At 56.0% G+C, this 22,834-nt stretch carries 21 protein-coding genes and 1 other annotated feature; of the genes, 20 read left to right on the forward strand and 1 reads right to left on the reverse strand.

Annotated elements, in window-relative coordinates:
* Positions 1 to 3 precede the first annotated feature (3 nt).
* The 3 genes from NST29_RS04860 to uvrC are packed head-to-tail and all read left to right on the forward strand — an operon-like array spanning position 4 to position 4,196.
* Positions 4 to 930: an FTR1 family protein gene (locus NST29_RS04860; protein WP_033020329.1), complete on the forward strand. Its 927-nt coding sequence runs from the start codon at positions 4 to 6 to the stop codon at positions 928 to 930.
* A gap of 46 nt (positions 931 to 976) precedes the next feature.
* Positions 977 to 2,413 carry a hypothetical protein gene (locus tag NST29_RS04865; protein ID WP_033020368.1) on the forward strand — a complete coding sequence of 479 codons (1,437 nt, stop codon included), beginning with the start codon at positions 977 to 979 and terminating at the stop codon, positions 2,411 to 2,413.
* A gap of 10 nt (positions 2,414 to 2,423) precedes the next feature.
* Positions 2,424 to 4,196, forward strand: coding sequence for an excinuclease ABC subunit UvrC (uvrC, locus tag NST29_RS04870; RefSeq protein WP_033020366.1), 1,773 nt, complete (start codon positions 2,424 to 2,426; stop codon positions 4,194 to 4,196).
* 87 nt (positions 4,197 to 4,283) lie between these two features.
* Here uvrC and NST29_RS04875 read toward each other — a convergent pair whose 3' ends face one another.
* A complete protein-coding gene (locus NST29_RS04875) occupies positions 4,284 to 4,766 on the reverse strand; it encodes a YslB family protein (protein WP_033020328.1) in 483 nt (160 codons plus the stop codon).
* Between the two features lie 241 nt (positions 4,767 to 5,007).
* On the opposite strand from NST29_RS04875, the gene NST29_RS04880 reads away from it, so the two are divergent.
* From NST29_RS04880 to leuC, 17 genes are all read left to right on the forward strand, one after another.
* On the forward strand, positions 5,008 to 5,616 hold the full coding sequence (locus NST29_RS04880; RefSeq protein WP_033020324.1) for a succinate dehydrogenase cytochrome b558 subunit: 609 nt from the start codon (positions 5,008 to 5,010) through the stop codon (positions 5,614 to 5,616).
* A 184-nt stretch (positions 5,617 to 5,800) separates the two neighbouring features.
* Entirely contained in the window at positions 5,801 to 7,558 is a 1,758-nt protein-coding gene (sdhA, locus tag NST29_RS04885) for a succinate dehydrogenase flavoprotein subunit (RefSeq protein ID WP_033020320.1), read from the forward strand.
* 1 nt (position 7,559) lies between these two features.
* Positions 7,560 to 8,321 carry a succinate dehydrogenase iron-sulfur subunit gene (sdhB, locus tag NST29_RS04890; RefSeq protein WP_033020319.1) on the forward strand — a complete coding sequence of 254 codons (762 nt, stop codon included), beginning with the start codon at positions 7,560 to 7,562 and terminating at the stop codon, positions 8,319 to 8,321.
* Positions 8,322 to 8,493: 172 nt separating this feature from the next.
* A complete protein-coding gene (locus NST29_RS04895) occupies positions 8,494 to 8,718 on the forward strand; it encodes a response regulator transcription factor (RefSeq protein WP_033020318.1) in 225 nt (74 codons plus the stop codon).
* 211 nt (positions 8,719 to 8,929) lie between these two features.
* Positions 8,930 to 9,373 (forward strand): MarR family transcriptional regulator, encoded by a 444-nt coding sequence (locus tag NST29_RS04900; RefSeq protein WP_033020316.1) that lies wholly within the window; start codon positions 8,930 to 8,932, stop codon positions 9,371 to 9,373.
* Between the two features lie 9 nt (positions 9,374 to 9,382).
* Entirely contained in the window at positions 9,383 to 10,177 is a 795-nt protein-coding gene (gene racE, locus NST29_RS04905; protein WP_033020315.1) for a glutamate racemase, read from the forward strand.
* 105 nt (positions 10,178 to 10,282) lie between these two features.
* The gene (locus NST29_RS04910) at positions 10,283 to 11,356 is read left to right on the forward strand and encodes a GerMN domain-containing protein (protein ID WP_033020313.1); all 1,074 of its coding nucleotides are present in this window, start codon (positions 10,283 to 10,285) and stop codon (positions 11,354 to 11,356) included.
* A gap of 141 nt (positions 11,357 to 11,497) precedes the next feature.
* On the forward strand, positions 11,498 to 12,268 hold the full coding sequence (gene rph, locus NST29_RS04915; protein WP_033020364.1) for a ribonuclease PH: 771 nt from the start codon (positions 11,498 to 11,500) through the stop codon (positions 12,266 to 12,268).
* Positions 12,265 to 12,879, forward strand: a complete 615-nt coding sequence (locus NST29_RS04920; protein ID WP_033020311.1) for an XTP/dITP diphosphatase — start codon at positions 12,265 to 12,267, stop codon at positions 12,877 to 12,879. Before rph ends, NST29_RS04920 begins: the two co-directional genes overlap by 4 nt.
* On the forward strand, positions 12,876 to 13,391 hold the full coding sequence (locus NST29_RS04925) for a metallophosphoesterase (RefSeq protein WP_033020309.1): 516 nt from the start codon (positions 12,876 to 12,878) through the stop codon (positions 13,389 to 13,391). Before NST29_RS04920 ends, NST29_RS04925 begins: the two co-directional genes overlap by 4 nt.
* Positions 13,392 to 14,041: 650 nt before the next feature.
* Complete coding sequence (gene ilvE, locus NST29_RS04930; RefSeq protein ID WP_033020308.1) at positions 14,042 to 14,941, forward strand: branched-chain-amino-acid transaminase; 900 nt, start codon at positions 14,042 to 14,044, stop codon at positions 14,939 to 14,941.
* Between the two features lie 16 nt (positions 14,942 to 14,957).
* Positions 14,958 to 15,225: a binding site (T-box leader), on the forward strand.
* Positions 15,226 to 15,298: 73 nt separating this feature from the next.
* Entirely contained in the window at positions 15,299 to 17,038 is a 1,740-nt protein-coding gene (ilvB, locus tag NST29_RS04935; protein ID WP_033020306.1) for an acetolactate synthase large subunit, read from the forward strand.
* On the forward strand, positions 17,017 to 17,535 hold the full coding sequence (gene ilvN / locus NST29_RS04940; RefSeq protein ID WP_033020304.1) for an acetolactate synthase small subunit: 519 nt from the start codon (positions 17,017 to 17,019) through the stop codon (positions 17,533 to 17,535). The genes ilvB and ilvN overlap by 22 nt, the downstream gene beginning before the upstream one ends.
* A 167-nt stretch (positions 17,536 to 17,702) precedes the next feature.
* Positions 17,703 to 18,728: a ketol-acid reductoisomerase gene (gene ilvC, locus NST29_RS04945; protein ID WP_061912441.1), complete on the forward strand. Its 1,026-nt coding sequence runs from the start codon at positions 17,703 to 17,705 to the stop codon at positions 18,726 to 18,728.
* Positions 18,715 to 20,262: a 2-isopropylmalate synthase gene (locus NST29_RS04950; protein WP_339232778.1), complete on the forward strand. Its 1,548-nt coding sequence runs from the start codon at positions 18,715 to 18,717 to the stop codon at positions 20,260 to 20,262. The genes ilvC and NST29_RS04950 overlap by 14 nt, the downstream gene beginning before the upstream one ends.
* A gap of 17 nt (positions 20,263 to 20,279) precedes the next feature.
* On the forward strand, positions 20,280 to 21,395 hold the full coding sequence (gene leuB, locus NST29_RS04955; RefSeq protein WP_033844253.1) for a 3-isopropylmalate dehydrogenase: 1,116 nt from the start codon (positions 20,280 to 20,282) through the stop codon (positions 21,393 to 21,395).
* Between the two features lie 20 nt (positions 21,396 to 21,415).
* Positions 21,416 to 22,831: a 3-isopropylmalate dehydratase large subunit gene (gene leuC, locus NST29_RS04960; RefSeq protein ID WP_339232781.1), complete on the forward strand. Its 1,416-nt coding sequence runs from the start codon at positions 21,416 to 21,418 to the stop codon at positions 22,829 to 22,831.
* The last annotated feature ends 3 nt before the right edge of the window (positions 22,832 to 22,834 follow it).

Raw genomic sequence — 22,834 nt, forward strand, 5'->3', positions numbered from 1 at the left:
GGCATGGAAGTTCAAGCGCTGCTCATTACGTTTCGTGAAGCGCTCGAGGCGCTGCTGATCGTCGGAATTATTACGTCGTATTTGAAACGGGTGAACCATCGCGAGTATACGAAATACGTGTGGCTTGGCGCCGCCTTGGCGGTGGCCGCCAGCGTCGGTGTCGCTATGTTGTTTCAGCTTGTCTTTACCGGGTTTGCCGCCATGGGCAGCGAAACGTACTTGAAAATCGGCATCATGATCATTTCGACGCTGCTGTTGACGCAAATGGTGTTTTGGATGGCTGAGCATAGCCGCGACATGAAAAAAAGTGTCGAAGGGAAAATGGATCGGTTCATCACCGCCGGCAATGTCGCCGGCATGGTCATTCACTCGTTTTTAGTCGTCTTGCGCGAAGGCGTGGAAACCGTCTTCTTCTTCGCCGCCATCACGCACGGCAACATCGGTGCGGCGCTGCAAGGCTGGGGAGCGGCGACAGGCATCGCCGTCGCCGCGTTGGTCAGCTACTTCTTCTTTAAGGGAACGATGCGCATCCCGCTCAAGACATTCTTTAAAGTGACCGGCGCTTTTATCGTCTTGATCGCCGCCGGCTTGCTCGTGCAAGCCATTTCCATGATGCAAGACATCGGTCTGATCGGCAGCGTCATGCCGCACGTGTACGATTTGACTTGGCTGCTTCCGGAACACCCGATCGATTATGAGCACTATGTGCGCGACCACGGCGTCGCTCCCATTTTCTCCGGTGAAGTCGGTGTCTTTTTCAAAGCGTTGTTTGGCTACTCGTCGATGCCGTCGCTCGAGGAAGTGATCGCTTATATCGGCTACTTTGTCGTCGTTTTCTTGCTCGTGACGAGCCGCCGCGGTCAAAAGAGCGCTGTGGTCGAGAAACCGGCGATTGCCGCTTTGGAGGAAAAAGCAAAAAACGTCATGTAACGTACAAGGCAGCTGCGCCTTGTATTTTTTCTTTGGAGGGAAGCTCGTGAAACGACTGTTGCCCGACCGGTTTTGGCTTTGTTTTGGCATCGGACTGGTCGCCGTTTTGGCCGGCGCCGCGTTGTATTGGGCCAGCCCGTATGCGGCCACATGGGATGAAGTCGATTTTGCCCTGGCGCTTCAGCGCTATGACTTATTGGCCATGCAGCCGCATTTTCCCGGCTATCCGTATTTCATTTTCGGCGGCATGGTCGTTCACGCGGTCATCGCCAATCCGGCTAAGGCGCTGTCCGTGTTGAATGTTCTCGTTCTCTTGTCCGCCGTTTTTCCGCTTGTGTGGCTGCTGCGCCGGCAGATGGCGCTGCCGGCGGCGCTGCTCGCCGCTTTGGCCGTGCTCTCTTCAAGCTATGGGCTCCTCGCCGCCGCCCGGCCGATGTCCGACGGTGCGGCGCTCGGCGTGCTCTGGTGGTACATGTGGGCGATGGAGCGGGCGCACCGACAGACGACATGGAAGGCGCAGCTGTTGCCGGCCGCCTTGTTCAGCGTGCTGATGGGAGTGCGCCTGTCGTATGCCCCATTCGGCGCCGCGCTGTTGTTCCTTTGGCATGAAGACTGGAACAGGCACCGCCGCTTGGGCCGGGTGGCGGCTTCCGTTTTGGCGGCCGCGTTGTTTCAGCTGATTTGGGTGGCGGCGGTGGCGCGCACGGAAGGCGGCCTTTTCCCGTTTTTCAAGCTCGGCTGGGCGTTTGTCCACGGCCATTTCAGTGAGTGGGGCGGAACGGCGGCGGTGAGCCCGCTTCCGTTTTCCGAGCGGGTGCGCCGTTTTTTGCTCGATAACTTTCTTTGGACCGGCATCGGCTGCCAAAACGCTTGGCTGCTCGCCGCCTATACGGCAATCGGCGCCATCGCTTGGCGCGCCGGTCGGTTTCGGCTGCCGCGCGCGCTCGTCGTTTCCGCCCTGCTGTATGCCGTCTGGGCGTTATTGGCGCAAAACATCGAAAAGCCGCGCCACCTTCTTCCGTTGATCCATTTTACCCTGTTGTATGTGTGGGGCCGCTTGTTGGCCGCGCCGCGGAGGTGGGGATTAGCGTTGGCGGCCGCGGTCGTGCTTTTGCAGGCGGCCGTCGGCATCGGGCAGCTGCGCGAGCAAATGGCGACGCCGCCGGCTGTATACCAGTTGGCGGACGAGTTGCGTGACAAACGGCAATCGTTTGTGGTATATACGTGGGAAGAAACGCGCGTGTTCGACTATTTGCATGTGCCGTTTCCGCATAAAGAGGTGTTCCATTTTTCCTTCTTTTTGCAAGACAAAGAAAACTATCGCCATGCTACAATTTATATGACCAATCATGTTGTTGACGGGTTTCGCGCCCAAGGCGTCGATGTTTCCCGCCATGTGCGCCAAGTGAAAACGTATCGTTCCAGTCCGCTTGCCGATCCGGTGTACGGAACGATTACGCTGTACGAATGGATGGAGCAGTGAGGTGGTGGCCATGAACGAGCGGCTGAAAGAAAAACTGGCGGTGCTGCCGGAGCAGCCGGGCTGCTATTTAATGAAAGACAAATACGGAACGGTCATTTACGTCGGCAAGGCGAAGTCGCTAAAAGCGCGCGTCCGCTCGTATTTTACCGGGACGCACGACGGCAAAACGCAGCGGCTCGTCGAGGACATCGCCGATTTTGAATACATCGTCACTTCGTCAAACGCCGAGGCGCTCATTTTGGAAATGAACTTGATCAAAAAGCATGATCCGAAATACAACGTCATGCTAAAAGATGATAAAAGCTATCCGTTTATTAAAATTACCGCGGAAACACATCCGCGCCTCTTGATCACCCGTAAAGTGAAAAAAGACGGCGGCAAATATTTCGGCCCGTACCCGAACGTGCAGGCGGCGAACGAGACGAAAAAGCTGCTCGACCGTTTGTATCCGCTCCGCAAATGTTCGACGCTGCCGGCGCGCCCGTGTTTGTATTACCATATGGACCAATGTCTCGCCCCGTGTGTCCATCCGGTGTCAGACGAGCAAAACAAGGCGATCGTCGAGCGAATCGTCCGCTTTTTAAACGGCGGCCATGAAGAAGTGAAGCGGGAGCTGAGCCAGAAAATGCACGAGGCGGCGGAGGCGCTCGAGTTTGAGCGGGCGAAAGAATACCGCGACCAAATCGCGGCGATTGAGATGACGATGGAAAAGCAAAAAATGATGCTCAACGATTTTATCGACCGCGATGTGTTCGGCTATGCCTATGACAAAGGCTGGATGTGCGTGCAAGTGTTTTTCCTCCGCCAAGGGAAGCTGATCGAGCGCGATGTGTCGATCTTTCCGCTCTATCAGGATCCGGATGAGGAGATGCTGACGTTTTTAGGTCAGTTTTACGCGAAAGCGCACCATTTGAAGCCAAAGGAAGTCGTCTTGCCGGCCGCCATCGACGGCGAACTCGCCCGCGCGCTGCTTGGCGTCCATGTCGTCCAGCCGAAAAGAGGAAAGAAAAAAGAGCTTGTCGAGCTGGCAAGCAAAAACGCGGCCATTGCGCTGAAAGAAAAATTTTATTTCATCGAGCGGGACGAAGAACGGACGATCAAAGCCATCGAGCGTCTCGGCGAGCGGCTCGGCATTCCGGCGCCGCGCCGCATCGAGGCGTTCGATAACTCAAACATCTACGGGGCCGATCCGGTCTCGGCGCTCGTTGTCTTCTTGGACGGCAAACCGGCGAAAAAAGAGTACCGCAAATATAAGGTGAAAACGGTCGCGGGGCCGAACGACTACGAGTCGATGCGCGAAGTCGTGCGCCGCCGCTATACGCGCGTGCTGAAAGAGGGGCTGCCGCTTCCCGATTTGATCATTATCGACGGCGGCAAAGGCCACTTGTCGGCGGTGCGCGATGTGCTCGAAAACGAGCTCGGCCTCGATGTGGCGCTCGCCGGGCTGGCGAAGGACGACAAACATCGCACATCGGAGCTTTGGGCCGGCGACCCGCCCGCCGTTGTGCCGCTTGACCGGCAAAGCCAAGAGTTTTATTTGCTGCAGCGCATTCAAGATGAAGTGCACCGGTTTGCGATCACCTTCCACCGAAAGACGCGGCAGAAGACGATGTTCCATTCGGTGCTCGATGACATCCCCGGTGTCGGCGCCAAACGGAAAAAAGCGTTATTAAACTATTTTGGCTCGGTGAAAAAGATGAAAGAAGCGTCGATTGAAGAGTTGCAGCAGGCGAACATTCCGCGGGCGGTGGCGGAGAAAATTTACGAGAAGCTGCATGAATAGCCGAAAACGTTTGAAGGGAAGACGAGTGAAGCGGGGAGAAACGGGAATAGACGAAAAGGGCGTTTTGATGAGACGCCCTTTTCGCCTTTATTCGTCTCCCGTCGCTTGCGCTTCTTGTTCATCGATTCGCTGCTTTCGGTCCCATTTGACGAAAATGCGCGCCTTGCCTTCCCGTTTTGGCGGCAATTCGATCGCTTCGGTGACCAATCGCGTTTGCCGCTCGATCTGCTGGGCGAGAAACCCGGCTTCGAGCTGGCACGCGCAGCGCTCATAAACGGAACAGCGGGCGGCGATGATGGCGCCGGACAGCTCGACGGACAGACCGTCGTTTTGTTCTTTGACGATCGATAGTGTTCCCCACCCGGCCCGTTCAAAAAATGTTTTGACCTCATCGAGCGTGTCGAGCGGGTAGCGCCGCGCCAGCTGTTTGCCGGCCCAATACAGCAGCGAGTCGGCGTCTTTGCCAAGCAGGTCGGGAAGAAGCGCATGGCGGAGCAGCTCAGCGCCAAACGCGGAATCGGAAATCGATCCAAATGTTTCATACAGCTTCTCTAATGACGGCAGTTTCATTGCAGCCCCCTCTTTCTATCCATTTCCTCATTATAGCGGAATTGCCGTCGATGTGCATCATCTTTCCGGGAGGGCACAACTATGAGAATGTTTGAACATTTTGTGGCGGTGTTTTCTTGACGCTCGTACGTTGTGGGAGTACAATGAATGTGACAAAGCGAATGAGGGAATGGAAGTTGTTTCCGTTTCCACGCTGCGAGCGAGAAGGGCATATTTTTCATCAACTGAAGGGGGTTTCCATATGGCAGGGAATCGGGAGTTTTACTACCGCCGGCTCCATTCGTTGCTCGGGGTCATTCCCGTTGGCGTCTTTTTAGTGCAGCATTTGGTCGTCAACCATTTTGCAACGCGTGGGCCGGAAGCGTTTAACCGGGCGGCGGCGTTTATGGAAAACTTGCCGTTCCGCTATTTTCTTGAAATTTTCGTCATTTTCCTTCCGCTATTGTTTCATGCGGTATACGGCATTTACATCGCGTTTACGGCCAAGTTCAATACGAGCCAGTACGGCTATTTCCGCAACTGGATGTTCATGCTTCAGCGGATCACCGGCATTATCACATTGATTTTTGTCGTCTGGCATGTGTATGAAACGCGCGTACAAGCCGCGTTTGGTGCCGAAGTGAATTACGAGATGATGGCGAATATTGTAAATAATCCGTTCATGCTTTGGTTTTATATTATCGGAATTTTATCAACCGTGTTTCATTTCGCCAACGGCTTATGGTCGTTCTGCGTCAGTTGGGGCTTGACAGTGACCCCTCGTTCGCAGCAAGTGTTCACGTACATTACGATGCTCATTTTTGTCGCCCTTTCGATTGTCGGCATTCGCGCCATTTTGGCGTTCGCGTAAAAACAGCTTGGCTGGATGGGAAAAGCGGATTTGACGCGGACATTTTCGTTGGGAATCGCTGCGTGGGCTCGTGACGGATCGCGCCCTCGCCGTTCGCCGAACGATCGCTTGGTCGATGGCGGGACGGCAAGGAAAAACGTGCGGCATAAAGCAGAAGCAGCAATCTATTAGGGAGTGAGTAGCTATGAAAAAAGGGAAAATCATCGTTGTCGGCGGCGGCTTGGCCGGTTTGATGGCCACGATTAAAATCGCCGAAGCAGGGGTGCCTGTCGAGTTGTTTTCGCTCGTTCCGGTGAAGCGTTCTCACTCCGTCTGTGCCCAAGGCGGCATTAACGGAGCGGTCAACACAAAAGGGGAAGGCGACTCGCCGTGGGAACATTTTGACGATACCGTCTACGGCGGTGACTTTTTGGCCAACCAACCTCCGGTCAAAGCGATGTGCGAGGCGGCGCCGGGGATCATTTACATGCTCGACCGGATGGGCGTCATGTTCAACCGGACGCCGGAAGGATTGCTTGATTTCCGCCGCTTTGGGGGAACACAGCATCACCGCACCGCTTACGCCGGCGCGACGACCGGCCAGCAAATTTTGTACGCGCTTGATGAGCAAGTGCGCCGTCATGAAGTGGCTGGGCTCGTCACGAAGTACGAGCACTGGGAGTTTTTAGGCGTCGTTTTGGATGAGGAGCAAATTTGCCGCGGCATCGTCGCTCAAGACTTGCGATCGATGGAAATTAAAGCGTTTCCTGCCGATGCCGTCATTTTGGCGACCGGCGGCCCGGGGATCATTTTCGGGAAATCGACGAACTCGGTCATCAACACCGGTTCCGCGGCTTCGATCGCCTATCAGCAAGGCGTTTACTACGCGAACGGCGAGTTTATTCAAATCCATCCGACCGCCATTCCAGGCGATGATAAGCTTCGCCTCATGAGCGAATCGGCGCGCGGGGAAGGCGGCCGCGTCTGGACGTACAAGGACGGCAAACCATGGTATTTTCTTGAAGAAAAATACCCGGCTTACGGAAACTTGGTGCCGCGTGACATCGCTGCCCGGGAAATTTTCCATGTGTGCGTCGACTTGAAGCTCGGCATCAACGGCGAGAACATGGTGTATTTGGATTTGTCGCACAAGGATCCAAAAGAGCTGGATATTAAGCTCGGCGGCATTATCGAAATTTACGAGAAGTTCATGGGCGAAGACCCGCGCAAAGTGCCGATGAAAGTGTTCCCGGCCGTTCACTATTCGATGGGCGGCTTATGGGTCGATTTTGATCAAATGACGAACATCAAAGGGCTGTTTGCCGCCGGCGAGTGCGACTACTCCATTCACGGCGCCAACCGCCTCGGGGCGAACTCGCTCTTATCGGCCATCTACGGCGGAATGGTCGCCGGTCCGAACGCGGTTCGCTACATCCGCGGCCTTGAGAAATCGGCGGATGCCATGCCGTCGACGCTGTATGACAGCTATGTAAAACGGGAGCAAGAAAAGTGGGAAGCCATTTTGGCGATGGACGGCACGGAAAACGCCTACGTGCTGCATAAAGAGCTCGGCGAGTGGATGACGGCGAACGTGACGATCGTCCGCTACAACGACCGGCTGCTGAAGACGGATGAGAAAATTCAAGAGCTGATGGAGCGTTACAAAAACATCAGCGTCACCGACACGTCAAGATGGAGCAACCAAGGGGCGACGTTTATCCGTCAGCTGCACAACATGCTGCAGCTCGCCCGCGTCATTACGCTTGGCGCTTACCACCGGAACGAAAGCCGCGGCGCGCATTACAAACCGGAGTTTCCAGAGCGCAATGACGAAGAGTGGCTGAAAACGACGATGGCTCGCTACACGCCAGACGGTCCGGCGTTCCACTACGAAGATGTCGACGTCTCGTTGATTAAACCGCGCAAGCGCGACTATAGCAAAAAGAAAGAGGAAGTGAAGTAAGATGAGCGAGAACAAAACGGTTCGATTCATCATCACGCGCCAAGATCGTCCGGATTCCGCGCCGTATGAAGAAGAATTCGTCATTCCGTACCGCCCGAACATGAACGTCATTTCCGCGCTCATGGAAATTCGGCGCAACCCGGTCAACGCCAAAGGGGAAAAAACGACGCCGGTCGCCTGGGAAATGAACTGTTTGGAAGAGGTGTGCGGAGCCTGTTCGATGGTGATTAACGGCAAGCCGCGCCAAGCGTGCGCCGCGCTCATTGACAAGCTCGAGCAGCCGATCCGCCTCGAGCCGATGCGCACGTTTCCGGTCATTCGCGATTTGGTCATCGACCGGAGCCGGATGTTTGACGCCTTAAAACGCGTCAAAGCGTGGATACCGATCGACGGAACGTATGACCTTGGCCCGGGGCCGCGCATGCCGGAGCGGAAGCGGCAATGGGCGTACGAGCTGTCGAAATGCATGACGTGCGGCGTCTGCCTCGAAGCGTGCCCGAACGTCAACAGCAAGTCGAACTTTATCGGCCCGGCCCCGCTGTCGCAAGTGCGGCTGTTTAACGCCCATCCGACCGGGGCGATGCATAAGGCGGAGCGATTGCGGGCGATCATGGGCGACGGCGGGCTGGCGAACTGCGGCAACTCGCAAAACTGCGTGCAGTCGTGCCCGAAAGGCATTCCGCTGACCACGTCGATCGCCGCCTTAAACCGGGATACAACGATTCAAATGTTCCGCGACTTCTTTGGCAGCGACGAAGTCTAACTGCACGACCTCCCCTTCTTGTTCGGCAGGAAGGGGAGGTCGTATTTTTTTCCTATTTTTCTATTAGATAAACAAATTTTCGTCACCGCCGTTCTTGTTCTCACATACGATATGGCGAGGAAATACCCATCCGGCAGTTCGGGCCCATTGAGAGCAAGGAGGGTTACCAGCGTTGAAGGACAAATCGTTTCAAGCGAAGCCGCTCTTGACAAAAAGAGAAAAAGAAGTGTTTGAATTGCTCGTGCAAGACAAGACGACCAAGGAAATCGCCCAAGAGCTGTTTATCAGCGAGAAAACGGTTCGCAACCATATTTCGAACGCGATGCAAAAGCTTGGGGTCAAGGGGCGCTCACAAGCGGTCATCGAATTGCTTCGAATGGGCGAACTTGAATTATAAACGATGCCGGCTTTCCATGAAGGACAGCCGGCTGTTATGTTCGATTGCGGCCGGACGAGGCTCGATGCCAAGCCGGCCTTTCTGTGCGGCGATGGCCGCATTTTTCTATTTGCTTCTATGATGCGGTGGTGTAAAATAAAAAACAAAGGAGAGCCGTTGGCGCAAGCCGCCGTTCGGGGCTGGGCCGCGAAAATGATCAAGGGGAGATTGTATGCCGTCAGCGATGAATGAAAAAACGGTTGCCGAGTTGGAGAAATTGCTTCGCTATATCGCCGCCAATTTAAAGCAGCGCGGCCGCGAAATTTTAACGAACTACCCGATCACCCCACCGCAGTTTGTCGCCCTCCAGTGGCTGCTTGAAGAAGGGGACTTGACGGTCGGCGAGTTATCGAACAAAATGTATTTGGCGTGCAGCACGACGACGGATTTGATTGACCGCATGGAGCGAAACGGCCTTGTCGCCCGGGTTCGCGATGAACACGACCGCCGCGTCGTCCGCATTCATCTGTTGGAAAAAGGAGAGCGGATCATCGAAGAGGTGATTGAAAAACGCCAGCGCGATTTGGCGCGAGTGCTAGAACGTTTTTCAGACGACGAAATAACTATGTTTGAACACTGTTTGCGCAAATTGCATCAAGAAATGACGAAAGAATGAGGCGATCACTTGGAACGAGCAATTGGTGTCATCGATTCAGGAGTCGGCGGCTTGACGGTCGCCAAAGAAATTATGCGGCAGCTGCCAAAAGAGCAAATTATCTATCTTGGCGATACCGCCCGTTGTCCGTACGGACCGCGTCCGGTGGAAGACATCCGGCGGTTTACGTGGCAAATGATCGATTACTTGCAGCAATATCCGTTGAAAATGCTGGTTATCGCCTGCAACACGGCGACGGCGGTCGCGCTTGACGAAGTGCGGATGAAGCTTGATATCCCGGTGCTTGGCGTCGTTCATCCCGGAGCCCGCGCCGCTTTGAAGGCGACCAAAAGCGGGCATATCGGCGTGATCGGCACGGTCGCCACCATTCGCAGCCGGGCGTACGAGACGGCGCTCCAGTCGATCAACCCGCGCGTTCACGTCGAGAGTTTGGCCTGTCCAAAGTTTGTTCCGCTTGTCGAAAGCGGCGACTTTGAAGGGGAGGAGGCGATGGCAATCGTCGCTGAATCGCTTGCTCCGCTCCGCCCGCTGCCGATGGATGTGCTCATTTTAGGATGCACTCATTATCCGTTGCTTGCTCCGCTCATTCGCGCGTATATGGGGAAAACGGTAAAGCTCATCTGCTCGGGCGGCGAAACGGCCCGCGAGGTGAGCGCGATTTTGCACCATAGCCATCTCCTCTATACCGGCGAGCGTGAACCGGAGCATTTGTTTTTCACGACGGGGCCGAAAGAGCTGTTCGAAAAAATTTCCGGCAAATGGTTTGGAAAACCGATCGGCACCGTCGGGGCGATCCGGCTTTAGCGAAGAAAAATCCTTCAGCGTGTTGCGCTGGAGGATTTTTTTATTCTATTTTGCCAAACGGCTCGTATACATAGTAGTACAAACTACGAGTAGGAGGGAACGTCAATGAAACGGACGACTCACATATGGGTGGCGCCGATGCTTGCTTCCGTGTTATTGCTCGGCGGCTGCGGGTTGTTCGGCAAGGATGGGGCGGTGAAGGAAATCGATCCGCCGCAACACACAAGCTATGTCAAAGACGGCCAAGCGCTGCAAGAAGCGGGCAAAACCAAAACCAAGTCCAACGAACAAGCGAAAGCAACGGAGACGGTGAAACGAGAGTTGTATCTCATTGACAAAAACGGCTTCGTTGTGCCGCAAACGGTCGAGCTGCCGAAAACGCAGGCTGTCGCCAAGCAAGTGCTTGAATACTTGGTTGAAGACGGTCCGGTCTCGCAAGTGCTGCCAAACGGCTTTCGCGCGGTCATTCCGGCCGGCACCACCGTGCTTGGGACAAAATTAGAGAAAGATGGAACATTGATCGCCGACTTTTCGCCGGAATTCAAAAACTATAAACCGGAAGATGAAAAGCGGATTTTGCAAGCCATTACGTGGACGTTGACGCAATTCGACAACATTAAGCGCGTCAAAATTCGCATCAACGGCTATGACCAAGAAGTGATGCCGGTCAATAAAACGCCGATCCAAGGCGGTGTGAGCCGGGCCGATGGCATCAATATCGAAGCCAACGGCGTGCCGGATATTACAAACACGCATCCCGTCACCGTTTATTTTGTCGCCCAACAAGGGGGCAACACGTACTACGTGCCGGTGACGCGACGCGTATCGAATCGGGAAAAAGACGACATTGCCGCCGCTGTCAACGAGCTCATTCAAGGACCGGACGAAGGGAGCGAACTGGTCGGCGTCTTCCAGCCGGACGCCAAGTTGGTTGACGCCCCAAAGTATGAAGACGGCAAAGTGACGCTTAACTTCAACGAGGCGATTTATGGAAGCAACAAGAAAAACGTCATTTCCGATGTCGTCTTGAATTCGCTCGTGTTATCACTCACCGAGCAAAAAGGGATCGAAAGCGTCGCCATTACGGTCAACGGCAAGGCGAATCTCGTCACCGAAGACGGCAAACCGCTGACCAAGCCGGTGGCTCGGCCGCAAACCGTCAATACGGCTGCCTTTTAGCCGCGCTGGAGCGGCAGGTTGGAAAGGAATGGGCGATTATGGTATAACAAAGAGGGGGAACGGATTCCGCCTCTTTCTTTTTTTGCTGGAAAAACGTTGCGGCTTGGCGCCGCCATGGAACGGAAAAAGGAGGTCGCGCCGATGAGAATCGATGGACGAAGCAGCCGTGAGCTGCGGCCGGTGCATATACATCCACACTATTTGAAACACGCCGAAGGGTCTGTGCTGATCGAAGTAGGCGATACGAAAGTCATTTGTACGGCGACGCTAGAGGAAAAGGTGCCGCCGTTCATGCGCGGCGGCGGAAAAGGATGGATTACGGCCGAATATGGCATGCTGCCGCGGGCGACGGAACAGCGGAACGCGCGGGAAGCGAGCAAAGGGAAAGTGGCGGGGCGGACGATGGAAATTCAGCGCCTGATCGGCCGGGCGCTCCGCTCCGTCGTCGATTTGCAACAGCTCGGCGAGCGAACCGTCTGGATCGATTGCGACGTCATTCAGGCGGACGGCGGAACGCGGACCGCGTCGATTACCGGCGCCTACGTCGCGCTTGTGTTGGCGTTGGCCCGGCTGGTCGAAGACGGGAAGCTTGAATCGCTTCCGGTTCGCGATTTTCTTGCGGCGACGTCCGTGGGCATTGATCCCGAACTTGGGGTCATTCTTGACTTGAATTACAGCGAGGACGCCCGCGCGAAAGTCGATATGAACGTCGTGATGACGGGAGCTGGCCAATTTGTCGAAATTCAAGGCACGGGAGAGGAAGCGGCGTTTTCGCGCGCCGAGCTCGATGAACTGCTGGAAACGGCGCAAGCCGGCATCGAACGGCTGATCGCCGTTCAGCGGCAGGCGTTGGGAGAGTGGGCGGCACGCGTCGGGGAGAAACGAATAACGGAACAGGAGGGGGCGGAATGACCGAAATCGTCATCGCCACGAAAAATGCCGGTAAAGTACGGGAGTTTGCCGCCTTGTTCGAAAAGCGGGGCATCGAAGTGAAATCGCTCCTTGATTTCCCGGATGTTCCCGATGTCGAAGAAACGGGAAGCACGTTTGCTGAGAACGCCAAAATCAAGGCGGAAGCGGCCGCGGATCGCTTGCGGCGGCCGGTGATCGCCGACGATTCGGGACTGGCGGTCGATGCGCTCGGCGGTCGGCCGGGCGTCTATTCGGCCCGCTACGCGGGGGAAGAGAAAAACGATGCTCGCAATATCGCCAAATTGCTCAGTGAACTCGAAGGGGTGCCGATGGAAAAGCGCACCGCCCGCTTTCATTGCGCGCTCGCCGTCGCGATCCCCGGGCGGCCGACCGCTGTTGTTGAGGCGACGTGCGACGGCTATATCACCGAGGCGCCGCGCGGGGAAGGCGGCTTTGGCTACGATCCGGTGTTTTACGTGCCTGAACGGGGGAAAACAATGGCGGAACTCGCGCCGGACGAAAAAAACGTGATTAGCCACCGGGCGAAAGCGCTGGCCAAGCTGGAAGAGCAGTGGGACGACATCATCGGGGAGAAGGGGGAAAGCGAATGAAGGCGATCATTGTCAGCGACAGTCATGGACTGACGGACGAACTGGCGCAAATCGCCGCCCGCCATCGCCACGAAGCGGATTTGTTCATCCATTGCGGCGATTCCGAACTAGCGGCCGAAGCGGAAGAAATCGCCCCGTTTGCCGTCGTGCGCGGCAATTGCGACTGGGCGGCGTTTCCGAATGAGCGCATGGTGGAGGCGGCCGGTATCCGTTTTTTGATCACCCACGGCCATTTATACGGCGTGAAAACATCGTTGTCGCGCTTAAGCGATCGAGCCGAGGAAGCAGGGGCGGACGTCATCTGCTTCGGGCATTCGCATCTCGCCGGGGTGGAGAAGATGGGCGGCCGCCTGTTCATCAATCCCGGCAGCATTGCGCTGCCGCGGGGAAGAACGGAAAAGACATATGCGGTGCTTTCGATCGACGGTGGACGGGCTCACGTGCAGTTTTATGATGTCAGCGGGCGGCCGATCGCGGAAATGGAACGAACCGTTTCGCTTGAACGGACATGACGCGACCGATAGTCGAAAAATGTCGTTTCAAGAAGCTTCGCGAACAGACGTGACGGAGCCGTCTGGTCTGCTTTTCACCGCTATTTTCGCAAGCGGTTAAAGCCGGTCGCCCGCTCCTTGGCCGCTATTTTTCCAAGTGGTTAAAGCCAGCCGCTCCTTGGCCGCTATTTTTCCAAGTGGTTAAAGCCGTCTGGTCTGCTTTTCGCCGCTATTTTTGCAGGCGCTGAAAGCCGTCTGCTTCGTTCATGACCGGCTTTTTCGCGGCGTAAGCAGAGCGGGGTTTTTCGAAACACACGGAGCTTGCAAGATCGCGCGTTTTCATTGAGAGGTTTCGCAACACGGGATGAGGAGCGGCGCTGAACTACGCCGTTCCGCGGGGAAAGAGAGGTTCGAGTGGCGGACCTCTCTTTTTTTGCGCGCCGAGCGCGGTTGAGCAGAGAAGGAGAAAAAATTTTTCAATCGACAAACCCTTGATTCTATCACAATGTAAGCGCATACAAATAGTTCGACCAATCGAAATTTTCAAAAAACGTTATTGACGGCCGCGAGGTTTGGCATTATTATAATTTTCAAACAAGGGAAACGACACCATAGGACGATCGGGCCGTTGCGAGCGAACGGCGGACTGATCAAGGAAGAGGGGAACCGAAGTGGGAGAACAATGGATCTTTTTAAACGGCGAATTTGTCACAAAAGAAAACGCCAAAATTTCGGTCTATGATCATGGGTTTTTGTACGGCGACGGGGTGTTTGAAGGCATCCGCGTCTACAGCGGCAACGTCTTTCGTCTCGAAGAGCATATCGATCGGCTATACCATTCGGCGAAATCGATTTTGCTTGACATCCCTTATACAAAGGACGAAATGATTGGCCACGTGCTCGAAACGATCCGCCGCAACGGCTGTCAAGATGCGTACATTCGCTTAGTCGTCTCGCGCGGGATCGGCGACTTAGGCTTGGATCCGTACAAGTGCAAAATGCCGCAGGTCGTCATTATCGTCGAGCCGCTCGCGCTTTTCCCGGAGCATTTATATGAAACGGGAATCGAAGTGGTGACGGTGGCGACGCGCCGCAACCGCTCCGATGTGCTGAGCCCGAAAGTCAAATCGCTCAACTATTTAAACAACGTGCTAGTCAAAATTGAGGCTCATCTGGCGAATGTGAGCGAAGCGCTCATTTTAAACGATCAAGGCTATGTCGCCGAAGGTTCGGGGGACAACGTATTCATCATCAAAAACGGCGTCATTTACACGCCGCCTGGGTATGTCGGGGCGCTTGAAGGCATCACGCGCCAAGCGATCATCGAAATCGCCGCGGATCTCGGCTATACGGTGAAAGAGGAGCCGTTTACCCGCCATGATGTGTATGTCGCGGATGAAGTGTTTTTGACCGGGACGGCGGCCGAAGTCATTTCCGTCATTAAAGTCGACGGCCGGACGATCGGCGATGGCACACCGGGGCCGCACACCAAGCGGCTGTTGGAAGAATTCCGCCGCCGCGTTGTTGCCGAAGGAATTAAAGCGTATCCGACCAACGCCAACGTCGGCTGAGATGACAATTGCATAGGGAAAAGCGTTGACGAGGACAAGTAATCAGCGGGGTCAACATCCACAGAGAGCCGGGGGGAGCTGGGAACCGGTGATGTTGCCGCTTGATGAACTCACCTCTGAGCGCCAGCCTGAACGCCGGACGGTGAGTAAGGCTGGACGAGTGGAGACGCGCGCTTCACTCGTTACCAAAACGAGCAACCAAGCGGTCTTGGTTGCTCCTGAGGCGGCCATCATGGCCGTGAAGAAGGGTGGTACCGCGGAAAGGAAACCTTTTCGCCCCTTTGGCTGGTTGAAGTCAGCCTTGGCGGGTGAAAAGGTTTTTTCTTATGGAGGACAAACGATGGGGGAGGAACGAGAATGACGAGAATGAACGTCGAGGAACAGGAAAAAGCGAAGACGAAAATGAAGCTGAACGGGTCATTGATGTTGATTGAGGCGCTGAAAGCGGAGGGAGTCGAAGTCATTTTCGGCTATCCGGGCGGGGCGGTGCTCCCGCTCTATGATGAGCTGTATAAGGCCGGCGTGTTTCACGTGTTGACCCGTCATGAACAAGGGGCGATTCATGCGGCGGAAGGATACGCGCGCATTTCGGGGAAACCGGGGGTCGTCATCGCCACTTCCGGACCGGGGGCGACCAACCTCGTCACCGGACTGACCGACGCGATGATGGATTCGTTGCCGCTCGTCGTCTTTACCGGGCAAGTGGCGACGAGCGTCATCGGCTCGGACGCGTTTCAAGAGGCGGACGTCGTCGGCATCACGATGCCAATCACCAAGCACAACTATCAAGTGCGCGACATCAGCGAGCTGCCTAGGATCATTAAAGAGGCGTTTCACATTGCGACGACCGGGCGGCCGGGACCGGTGTTGATCGACATTCCAAAAGACATTACGACGGCCGAAGGGGAGTTTGATTATGATCAAGACGTTCATTTGCCGGGCTACCAGCCGACGACACAGCCGAACCATTGGCAAATTCGCCGGCTCGTCGAGGCGGTCAGCCAATCAAAGCGGCCGGTCATTTTAGCCGGCGCCGGCGTCCTGCACGCCAACGCGGCCGATGAGCTGCGCCAGTATGCGGAACAGCAGCGGATTCCGGTCGTTCATACGCTCCTTGGTCTCGGCGGCTTCCCGGCCGATCATCCGCTTTTCCTCGGCATGGCCGGCATGCATGGGACGTATACGGCGAATATGGCGCTGTACGAATGCGATTTGCTCATCAACATCGGCGCCCGCTTCGATGACCGCGTTACCGGTAATTTAAACGATTTTGCGCCAAAGGCGACAGTCGCCCATATTGATATCGACCCGGCGGAGATCGGCAAAAACGTGCCGACGAAAATTCCGATCGTCAGCGATGCGAAAGCCGCCTTGCAAGAGCTGATCGCCCAGCAAGGCAAGCCGGCGGATACGGCGGCGTGGCTTGTCCAGCTTGATGAATGGAAGCGGCGCTTTCCGCTTTATTACGAACCGGAAGCCGGGACGATCAAACCGCAAAAACTGATCGAGATGATCTATGAAATGACAAACGGCGAGGCGATCGTGACAACGGACGTCGGCCAGCATCAAATGTGGGCGGCGCAATATTACAAGTTCAACCGGCCGCATCGGTGGGTGACGTCCGGGGGGCTCGGCACGATGGGGTTCGGTCTTCCGGCGGCGATCGGCGCCCAGCTCGCCGACCGGAGCGCCACGGTCGTGTCGATCGTCGGCGACGGCGGCTTCCAAATGACGTTCCAAGAGCTGTCGGTCATTCAAGAGTTGCAGCTGCCGATCAAAATCGTCATCGTCAACAATCAAGCGCTCGGCATGGTGCGGCAATGGCAGGAGCTGTTTTATGACCAACGGTACTCCCATTCGCTCATTCCGAACCAGCCGGATTTCGTCAAGCTTGCTGAAGCGTACGGCATGCTGGGGCTGCGGGCGAAGACCGAGGCGGAAGCGGCCGACGTGTTAAAACAGGCGTTTGCCATCAACGGTCCGGTGCTGCTTGACTTCCATGTCCGCGCCGACGAGAACGTCTATCCGATGGTCGCGCCCGGCAAAGGGCTTCATCAAATGGTGGGGGTGAAAGCATGCGAAGAATCATCACAATGACCGTCAACAATCGCCCCGGCGTCTTAAACCGCATCACCGGGCTGTTTACGAAGCGGCATTACAACATCGAGAGCATCACGGTCGGCCATACGGAAATCGAGGGGATTTCGCGGATGACATTTGTCGTCAATGTCGATGACGAACGGACCGCGGAACAAATCATCAAGCAGCTGAACAAGCAGATCGACGTGTTGAAAGTCAATGACATCACCGACCAAGCGATCGTCGCCCGCGAGCTGGCGCTCATTAAAGTGTCGGCTCCGCCTTCGGTCCGCCAGGAAATTTACACGCTCATCGAGCCGTTTCGCGCCTCGATCGTCGACGTCAGCAAAGACAGCCTCGTCATTCAAGTGACCGGCGAGCCGGACAAAGTCGAAGCGCTGATTGAATTGCTCCGCCCCTATGGCATCAAAGAAGTGGCGCGCACGGGAACGACCGCGTTCACCCGCGGGGCGCAAAAAACGGCGGCGCATCAGAAAACGGCGTTCATTATTTAAATCTTGTTCGCCAACGCCAGCGCTTGTTCTTTCAACGCGCAGCCAAAAACGGTGTTCATGATTTAACAGCTATCATAACAAAACCGTGCTGATCGCTTCACGGAACCGCCAAACAAGCGGCGGTCAAGCGTAGGGAGTCAAACTACAAAACAAAGGAGAGGGTAATCATGGCAAAAGTCTACTATAACGGAGATGCAAACGAACAATACCTGCAAGGGAAAACGGTCGCGATCATCGGTTACGGCTCGCAAGGCCACGCGCATGCGCAAAACTTGCGCGACAGCGGCGTCCGCGTCATCGTCGGACTGCGGAAAGGAAAATCATGGGAGCAGGCAGAACAAGACGGATTTGAGGTGTATTCAGTCCGCGAAGCGGCGAAACAGGCGGATCTCGTCATGGTGCTGCTGCCGGATGAGAAGCAGCCGGCCGTGTACAAAGAGGAAATCGAGCCGGTGCTCGAGCCGGGCAACGCGCTTGTCTTCGCGCACGGCTTTAACATCCATTTCAGCCAAATCGTCCCGCCGAATCATGTTGACGTCTTCTTGGTTGCGCCGAAAGGCCCAGGCCATCTCGTGCGGCGCACGTATGCCGAAGGAGCGGGCGTGCCGGCGCTCATCGCCGTCTATCAAGATGTGACCGGACACGCCAAAGAAACGGCGCTCGCCTACGCGAAAGCGATTGGCGCCGCTCGGGCGGGAGTGCTGGAGACGACGTTCAAAGAAGAAACGGAAACGGACTTGTTCGGGGAACAGGCGGTGCTTTGCGGCGGGTTGACCGCGCTCATTAAAGCGGGGTTTGAGACGCTTGTGGAAGCCGGGTATCAACCGGAAGTCGCGTATTTTGAATGTTTGCACGAAATGAAGCTGATCGTTGACCTCTTGTATGAGGGTGGGCTGTCGTGGATGCGGTATTCGATTTCCGATACGGCGCAATGGGGGGATTTCATCACGGGACCGCGCATTATTAATGATGCGGTGAAAGCGGAAATGAAAAAAGTGCTCGATGACATTCAAACCGGCAAATTCGCGAAGAGCTGGATTTTGGAAAACCAAGCGAACCGTCCGGAGTTCAACGCCATCAACCGGCGCGAAAACGAGCATTTGATCGAAATCGTCGGACGCGAACTGCGAAGCATGATGCCGTTTGTGAAAGCAAAACAAGTGGAGGCGGTGGGGTCAGGTGCGAAACATTAAGTTTTTTGACACCACATTGCGTGACGGGGAACAATCGGCTGGCGTGAATTTAAATTTGCAAGAAAAATTGGAAATTGCCCGCCAGCTTGAACGGCTGCGGGTGGACATCATCGAGGCGGGCTTTCCCGCCTCATCGAAAGGCGATTTTGCGGCGGTCAAACAAATCGCGGAAACGGTGAGAACGTGCTCGGTCACCGGGCTGTCGCGCTCGGTCCGAAGCGACATCGATGCAGCGTGGGAGGCGTTAAAAGGCGGCGCCGAACCGCGGCTGCACCTATTCATCGCCACCTCGCCGATCCATATGGTGCATAAATTGCGGATGACGCCGGAACAAGTGATCGAGGCGGCGGTGGAAGCGGTGAAATACGCCAAACGCTTTTTCCCGATCGTCCAATGGTCGGCGGAAGACGCGTGCCGAAGCGAACGGCCGTTTTTAGCGAAAATCGTCGCCGAGGTCATTAAAGCGGGCGCCTCGGTCATCAACATTCCCGATACGGTCGGCTATATTACGCCGAAAGAATACGGGGAGATTTTTCTCTATTTACAAAACAATGTTCCGAATATTGAAAAAGTATCACTCTCCGCTCATTGTCATGATGACTTGGGCATGGCGGTCGTGAATTCGCTGGCGGCCATTGAACACGGGGCGACGCAAGTCGAGTGTACGATCAACGGCATCGGCGAACGGGCCGGCAATGCGGCGCTCGAGGAAATCGCCGTCGCTCTTCACATCCGCAAAGACTACTATCAGGTGGAAACGCGCCTCAATTTGCAGGAAATTAAGCGCACAAGCAATCTTGTCAGCAAGCTGACCGGCGTGGTCGTTCCGCCGAACAAAGCGGTCGTCGGCAAAAACGCGTTTGCGCATGAATCGGGCATCCATCAAGACGGCGTCTTAAAAGAAAAAACGACATACGAAATTATTTCGCCGGAGCTCGTCGGCGTGCCGTCGAACTCGATGGTGCTCGGCAAACATTCCGGCCGCCATGCGCTCCGCAACCGCGTCGAGGAGCTCGGCTACACGTTGTCCGAAGAGGAAATCAATCAGTTGTTTGTCCGCTTTAAAGAGCTCGCTGACAAAAAGAAAGACATTACCGATGACGATTTGGTCGCCCTCATTTTCGAGGAAAAGTTCGACCACTTCAATGAATTTTATCAATTGTCTTCCATTCAAGTGCAATACGGAACGAATCAGATTCCGACAGCGGTCGTTGTGCTGAAAGACGGGAAAGGAAACGAAATCCAAGAGGCGGCGACCGGCGCCGGCAGCGTCGAGGCGCTGTACAACACGTTGGAGCGCTGTTTCCAAACGGTGGTGACGCTGCTAGATTACCGGATCGAATCGGTTGGCGGCGGCCGCGACGCGTTGGCGCAAGTGTTCGTCAAAGTGCGCGTCAACGATGTGGAAACGAGCGGGCGCGGCACCGCGCAAGACGTGCTGGAAGCTTCGGCGAAAGCGTACATTCACGCGATGAACCGCGCGGTGATGATCGAAGCGATGCGAGGAGAAAACGAGAAAGTCGCCACAACGTGAAACAGGAGGGGTTCATAATGGGAAACTATCGGATTGCCGTCTTGCCGGGCGATGGCATCGGCCAAGAAGTGACGGCCGGGGCGGTCGAAGTGTTGAAAGCGGTCGGAGTTCGCTTTGGCCATGAATTTACGTTCGAATATGGATGGATCGGCGGGGCGGCGATCGATGAAGCAGGGACGCCGCTCCCTGAGGAAACGCTTCGCCTTTGCCGGGAAAGCGACGCGGTGCTGCTTGGGGCGGTCGGCGGTCCGAAATGGGATGGCAACCCTCCGCATCTGCGCCCGGAAAAAGGATTGCTCGCCATTCGCAAGCAGCTTGACTTGTATGCCAACTTGCGGCCGGTCGTTTGTTATGATTGCTTGGCTTCCGCTTCGCCGTTAAAACCCGACCTCGTCCAAGGAGTCGATTTCGTCATCGTCCGCGAGCTGACCGGCGGCATCTACTTCGGCCAACCGAGCGGCCGCGTCGTCGAAAACGGCGAAGAAAAAGCGGTTGACACGCTCTTATATAAAAAGGAAGAGATCGAACGGATCGTGCGCATGGCGTTTACCTTAGCGCGCGGCCGGAAGAAAAAAGTGACGTCGGTCGACAAGGCGAACGTCCTGTCCTCAAGCCGGTTATGGCGGGAAGTGGCCGAGGAGGTGGCCGAACAATTCCCGGACGTTGAGCTTGAGCATATGTTGGTCGACAATGCGGCGATGCAGATCATCCGCGCGCCGAAGCAGTTTGATGTGATCGTCACGGAAAACATGTTTGGCGATATTTTAAGCGATGAGGCTTCGATGCTGTCCGGTTCGCTCGGCATGTTGCCGTCCGCCAGCTTATCCGCTTCCGGGCCGAGCTTGTATGAACCGGTGCACGGGTCGGCGCCGGATATCGCTGGCATGAACAAAGCCAATCCGATCGCCGCGATTTTGTCCGCTGCGATGATGCTGCGCTTGTCGTTCGGGCTGGCCACCGAGGCGGAAGCGATCGAACAGGCGGTCCATCAGGCGCTCGCGGCGGGCTTGCGCACCGCCGACTTGGCGCCAAGCGGCGGCCGTGTCGTAGCGACGGACGAAATGGTCGAGGAGATCAAAACAGCGGTACTCGACTATACCGCGATCGCGCAAATTATGACCGTTTACGCCTAAGACGTGCGAGGTGAGAGCCAATGAAGCCGAAAACGATCATTGATAAAATTTGGGAAGCCCACGTCGTCTACCGTGAGGAGGGCAAACCGGATTTATTGTACATTGATTTGCATTTAGTCCATGAAGTGACCTCGCCGCAAGCGTTTGAAGGATTGCGGCAAAAAGGGCGGACGGTGCGGCGTCCGGACTTGACGTTTGCGACGATGGACCATAACGTGCCGACCGTGAATCGATTGGTGATTACCGACGAAGTGGCGCGCAACCAAATTGCCGCCTTGGAGCGCAACTGCCGCGAATTCGGGATTCCGCTCGCCGATTTGCACAGCGACGAGCAAGGGATCGTTCACGTCATCGGCCCCGAGCTCGGCTTGACTCAGCCGGGAAAAACGATCGTCTGCGGCGACAGCCACACTTCGACGCACGGGGCGTTTGGCGCCTTGGCGTTTGGTATCGGCACGAGCGAAGTCGAACACGTGCTGGCGACGCAAACGCTTTGGCAGCATAAGCCGAAAACGCTGCAAATCCGCATCAACGGCCGCCTTGGCAAAGGGGTGACGGCGAAAGACGTCATTTTGGCCATCATCGGCCGCTATGGCGTCGGCGTCGGCACCGGCTATATTATCGAATTCACTGGCGAAGCGATCCGGCGCATGTCGATGGAAGAGCGGATGACGATTTGCAACATGTCGATCGAAGCGGGGGCCCGGGCTGGACTCATCAGCCCGGATGAAACGACGTTTGCCTATTTGCGCGGCCGCAAATATGCGCCAAAAGGCGAGGAGTTTGACAAGGCCGTGGAGCGATGGCGGGCGCTGGCCACCGATGAAGGGGCGGAATACGACCGGACGATTGACATCGATGCCTCGACGATCGCCCCGATGGTGACGTGGGGCACGAATCCGGCGATGAGCACAGCGGTCGACGGTGTTGTGCCGCATCCCGAGCAATTTGAAAGCCAAACAGAGCAAAACGCGGTGCGGCGGGCGCTGGAGTATATGGGGCTCAAACCGGGCACGCCGATTACGGATATTCCGGTGCAGCACGTCTTCATCGGTTCATGTACGAACTCGCGCCTTAGCGATTTGCGCGCGGCGGCGAGCATCGTCAAAGGCAAAAAAGTAGCCCTAGGCGTACGGGCGCTCGTGGTGCCCGGATCGCAGCAAGTAAAAAAACAAGCTGAAGCGGAAGGGTTGGCGCAAATTTTCCTTGACGCCGGTTTTGAATGGCGCGACTCCGGCTGCAGCGCCTGTTTGGGCATGAACCCGGACATCATCCCGGAAGGCGAACATTGCGCGTCCACGTCAAACCGCAACTTTGAAGGGCGGCAAGGAAAAGGAGCGCGCACGCATCTCGTCAGCCCGGCGATGGCCGCTGCCGCCGCCATCTACGGACATTTTGTCGATGTGCGCCAGCTAGAGGCCGAACCGGTCCGCTGACCG

The organism is Geobacillus sp. FSL W8-0026, assembly GCF_037966255.1.
In the GTDB taxonomy this organism is placed as follows: domain Bacteria; phylum Bacillota; class Bacilli; order Bacillales; family Anoxybacillaceae; genus Geobacillus; species Geobacillus icigianus.

What these genes read in the sequence shown, in the direction of transcription:
- NST29_RS04860 (WP_033020329.1), top strand. Translation starts at nt 4, where the DNA reads ATGGAAGTTCAAGCGCTGCTCATTACGTTTCGTGAAGCGCTCGAGGCG.
- uvrC (WP_033020366.1), top strand. Translation starts at nt 2,424, where the DNA reads ATGAACGAGCGGCTGAAAGAAAAACTGGCGGTGCTGCCGGAGCAGCCG.
- NST29_RS04875 (WP_033020328.1), bottom strand. Translation starts at nt 4,766, where the DNA reads ATGAAACTGCCGTCATTAGAGAAGCTGTATGAAACATTTGGATCGATT.
- NST29_RS04880 (WP_033020324.1), top strand. Translation starts at nt 5,008, where the DNA reads ATGGCAGGGAATCGGGAGTTTTACTACCGCCGGCTCCATTCGTTGCTC.
- sdhA (WP_033020320.1), top strand. Translation starts at nt 5,801, where the DNA reads ATGAAAAAAGGGAAAATCATCGTTGTCGGCGGCGGCTTGGCCGGTTTG.
- sdhB (WP_033020319.1), top strand. Translation starts at nt 7,560, where the DNA reads ATGAGCGAGAACAAAACGGTTCGATTCATCATCACGCGCCAAGATCGT.
- NST29_RS04900 (WP_033020316.1), top strand. Translation starts at nt 8,930, where the DNA reads ATGCCGTCAGCGATGAATGAAAAAACGGTTGCCGAGTTGGAGAAATTG.
- NST29_RS04910 (WP_033020313.1), top strand. Translation starts at nt 10,283, where the DNA reads ATGAAACGGACGACTCACATATGGGTGGCGCCGATGCTTGCTTCCGTG.
- rph (WP_033020364.1), top strand. Translation starts at nt 11,498, where the DNA reads ATGAGAATCGATGGACGAAGCAGCCGTGAGCTGCGGCCGGTGCATATA.
- NST29_RS04920 (WP_033020311.1), top strand. Translation starts at nt 12,265, where the DNA reads ATGACCGAAATCGTCATCGCCACGAAAAATGCCGGTAAAGTACGGGAG.
- NST29_RS04925 (WP_033020309.1), top strand. Translation starts at nt 12,876, where the DNA reads ATGAAGGCGATCATTGTCAGCGACAGTCATGGACTGACGGACGAACTG.
- ilvB (WP_033020306.1), top strand. Translation starts at nt 15,299, where the DNA reads ATGACGAGAATGAACGTCGAGGAACAGGAAAAAGCGAAGACGAAAATG.
- ilvN (WP_033020304.1), top strand. Translation starts at nt 17,017, where the DNA reads ATGCGAAGAATCATCACAATGACCGTCAACAATCGCCCCGGCGTCTTA.
- ilvC (WP_061912441.1), top strand. Translation starts at nt 17,703, where the DNA reads ATGGCAAAAGTCTACTATAACGGAGATGCAAACGAACAATACCTGCAA.
- leuB (WP_033844253.1), top strand. Translation starts at nt 20,280, where the DNA reads ATGGGAAACTATCGGATTGCCGTCTTGCCGGGCGATGGCATCGGCCAA.
- leuC (WP_339232781.1), top strand. Translation starts at nt 21,416, where the DNA reads ATGAAGCCGAAAACGATCATTGATAAAATTTGGGAAGCCCACGTCGTC.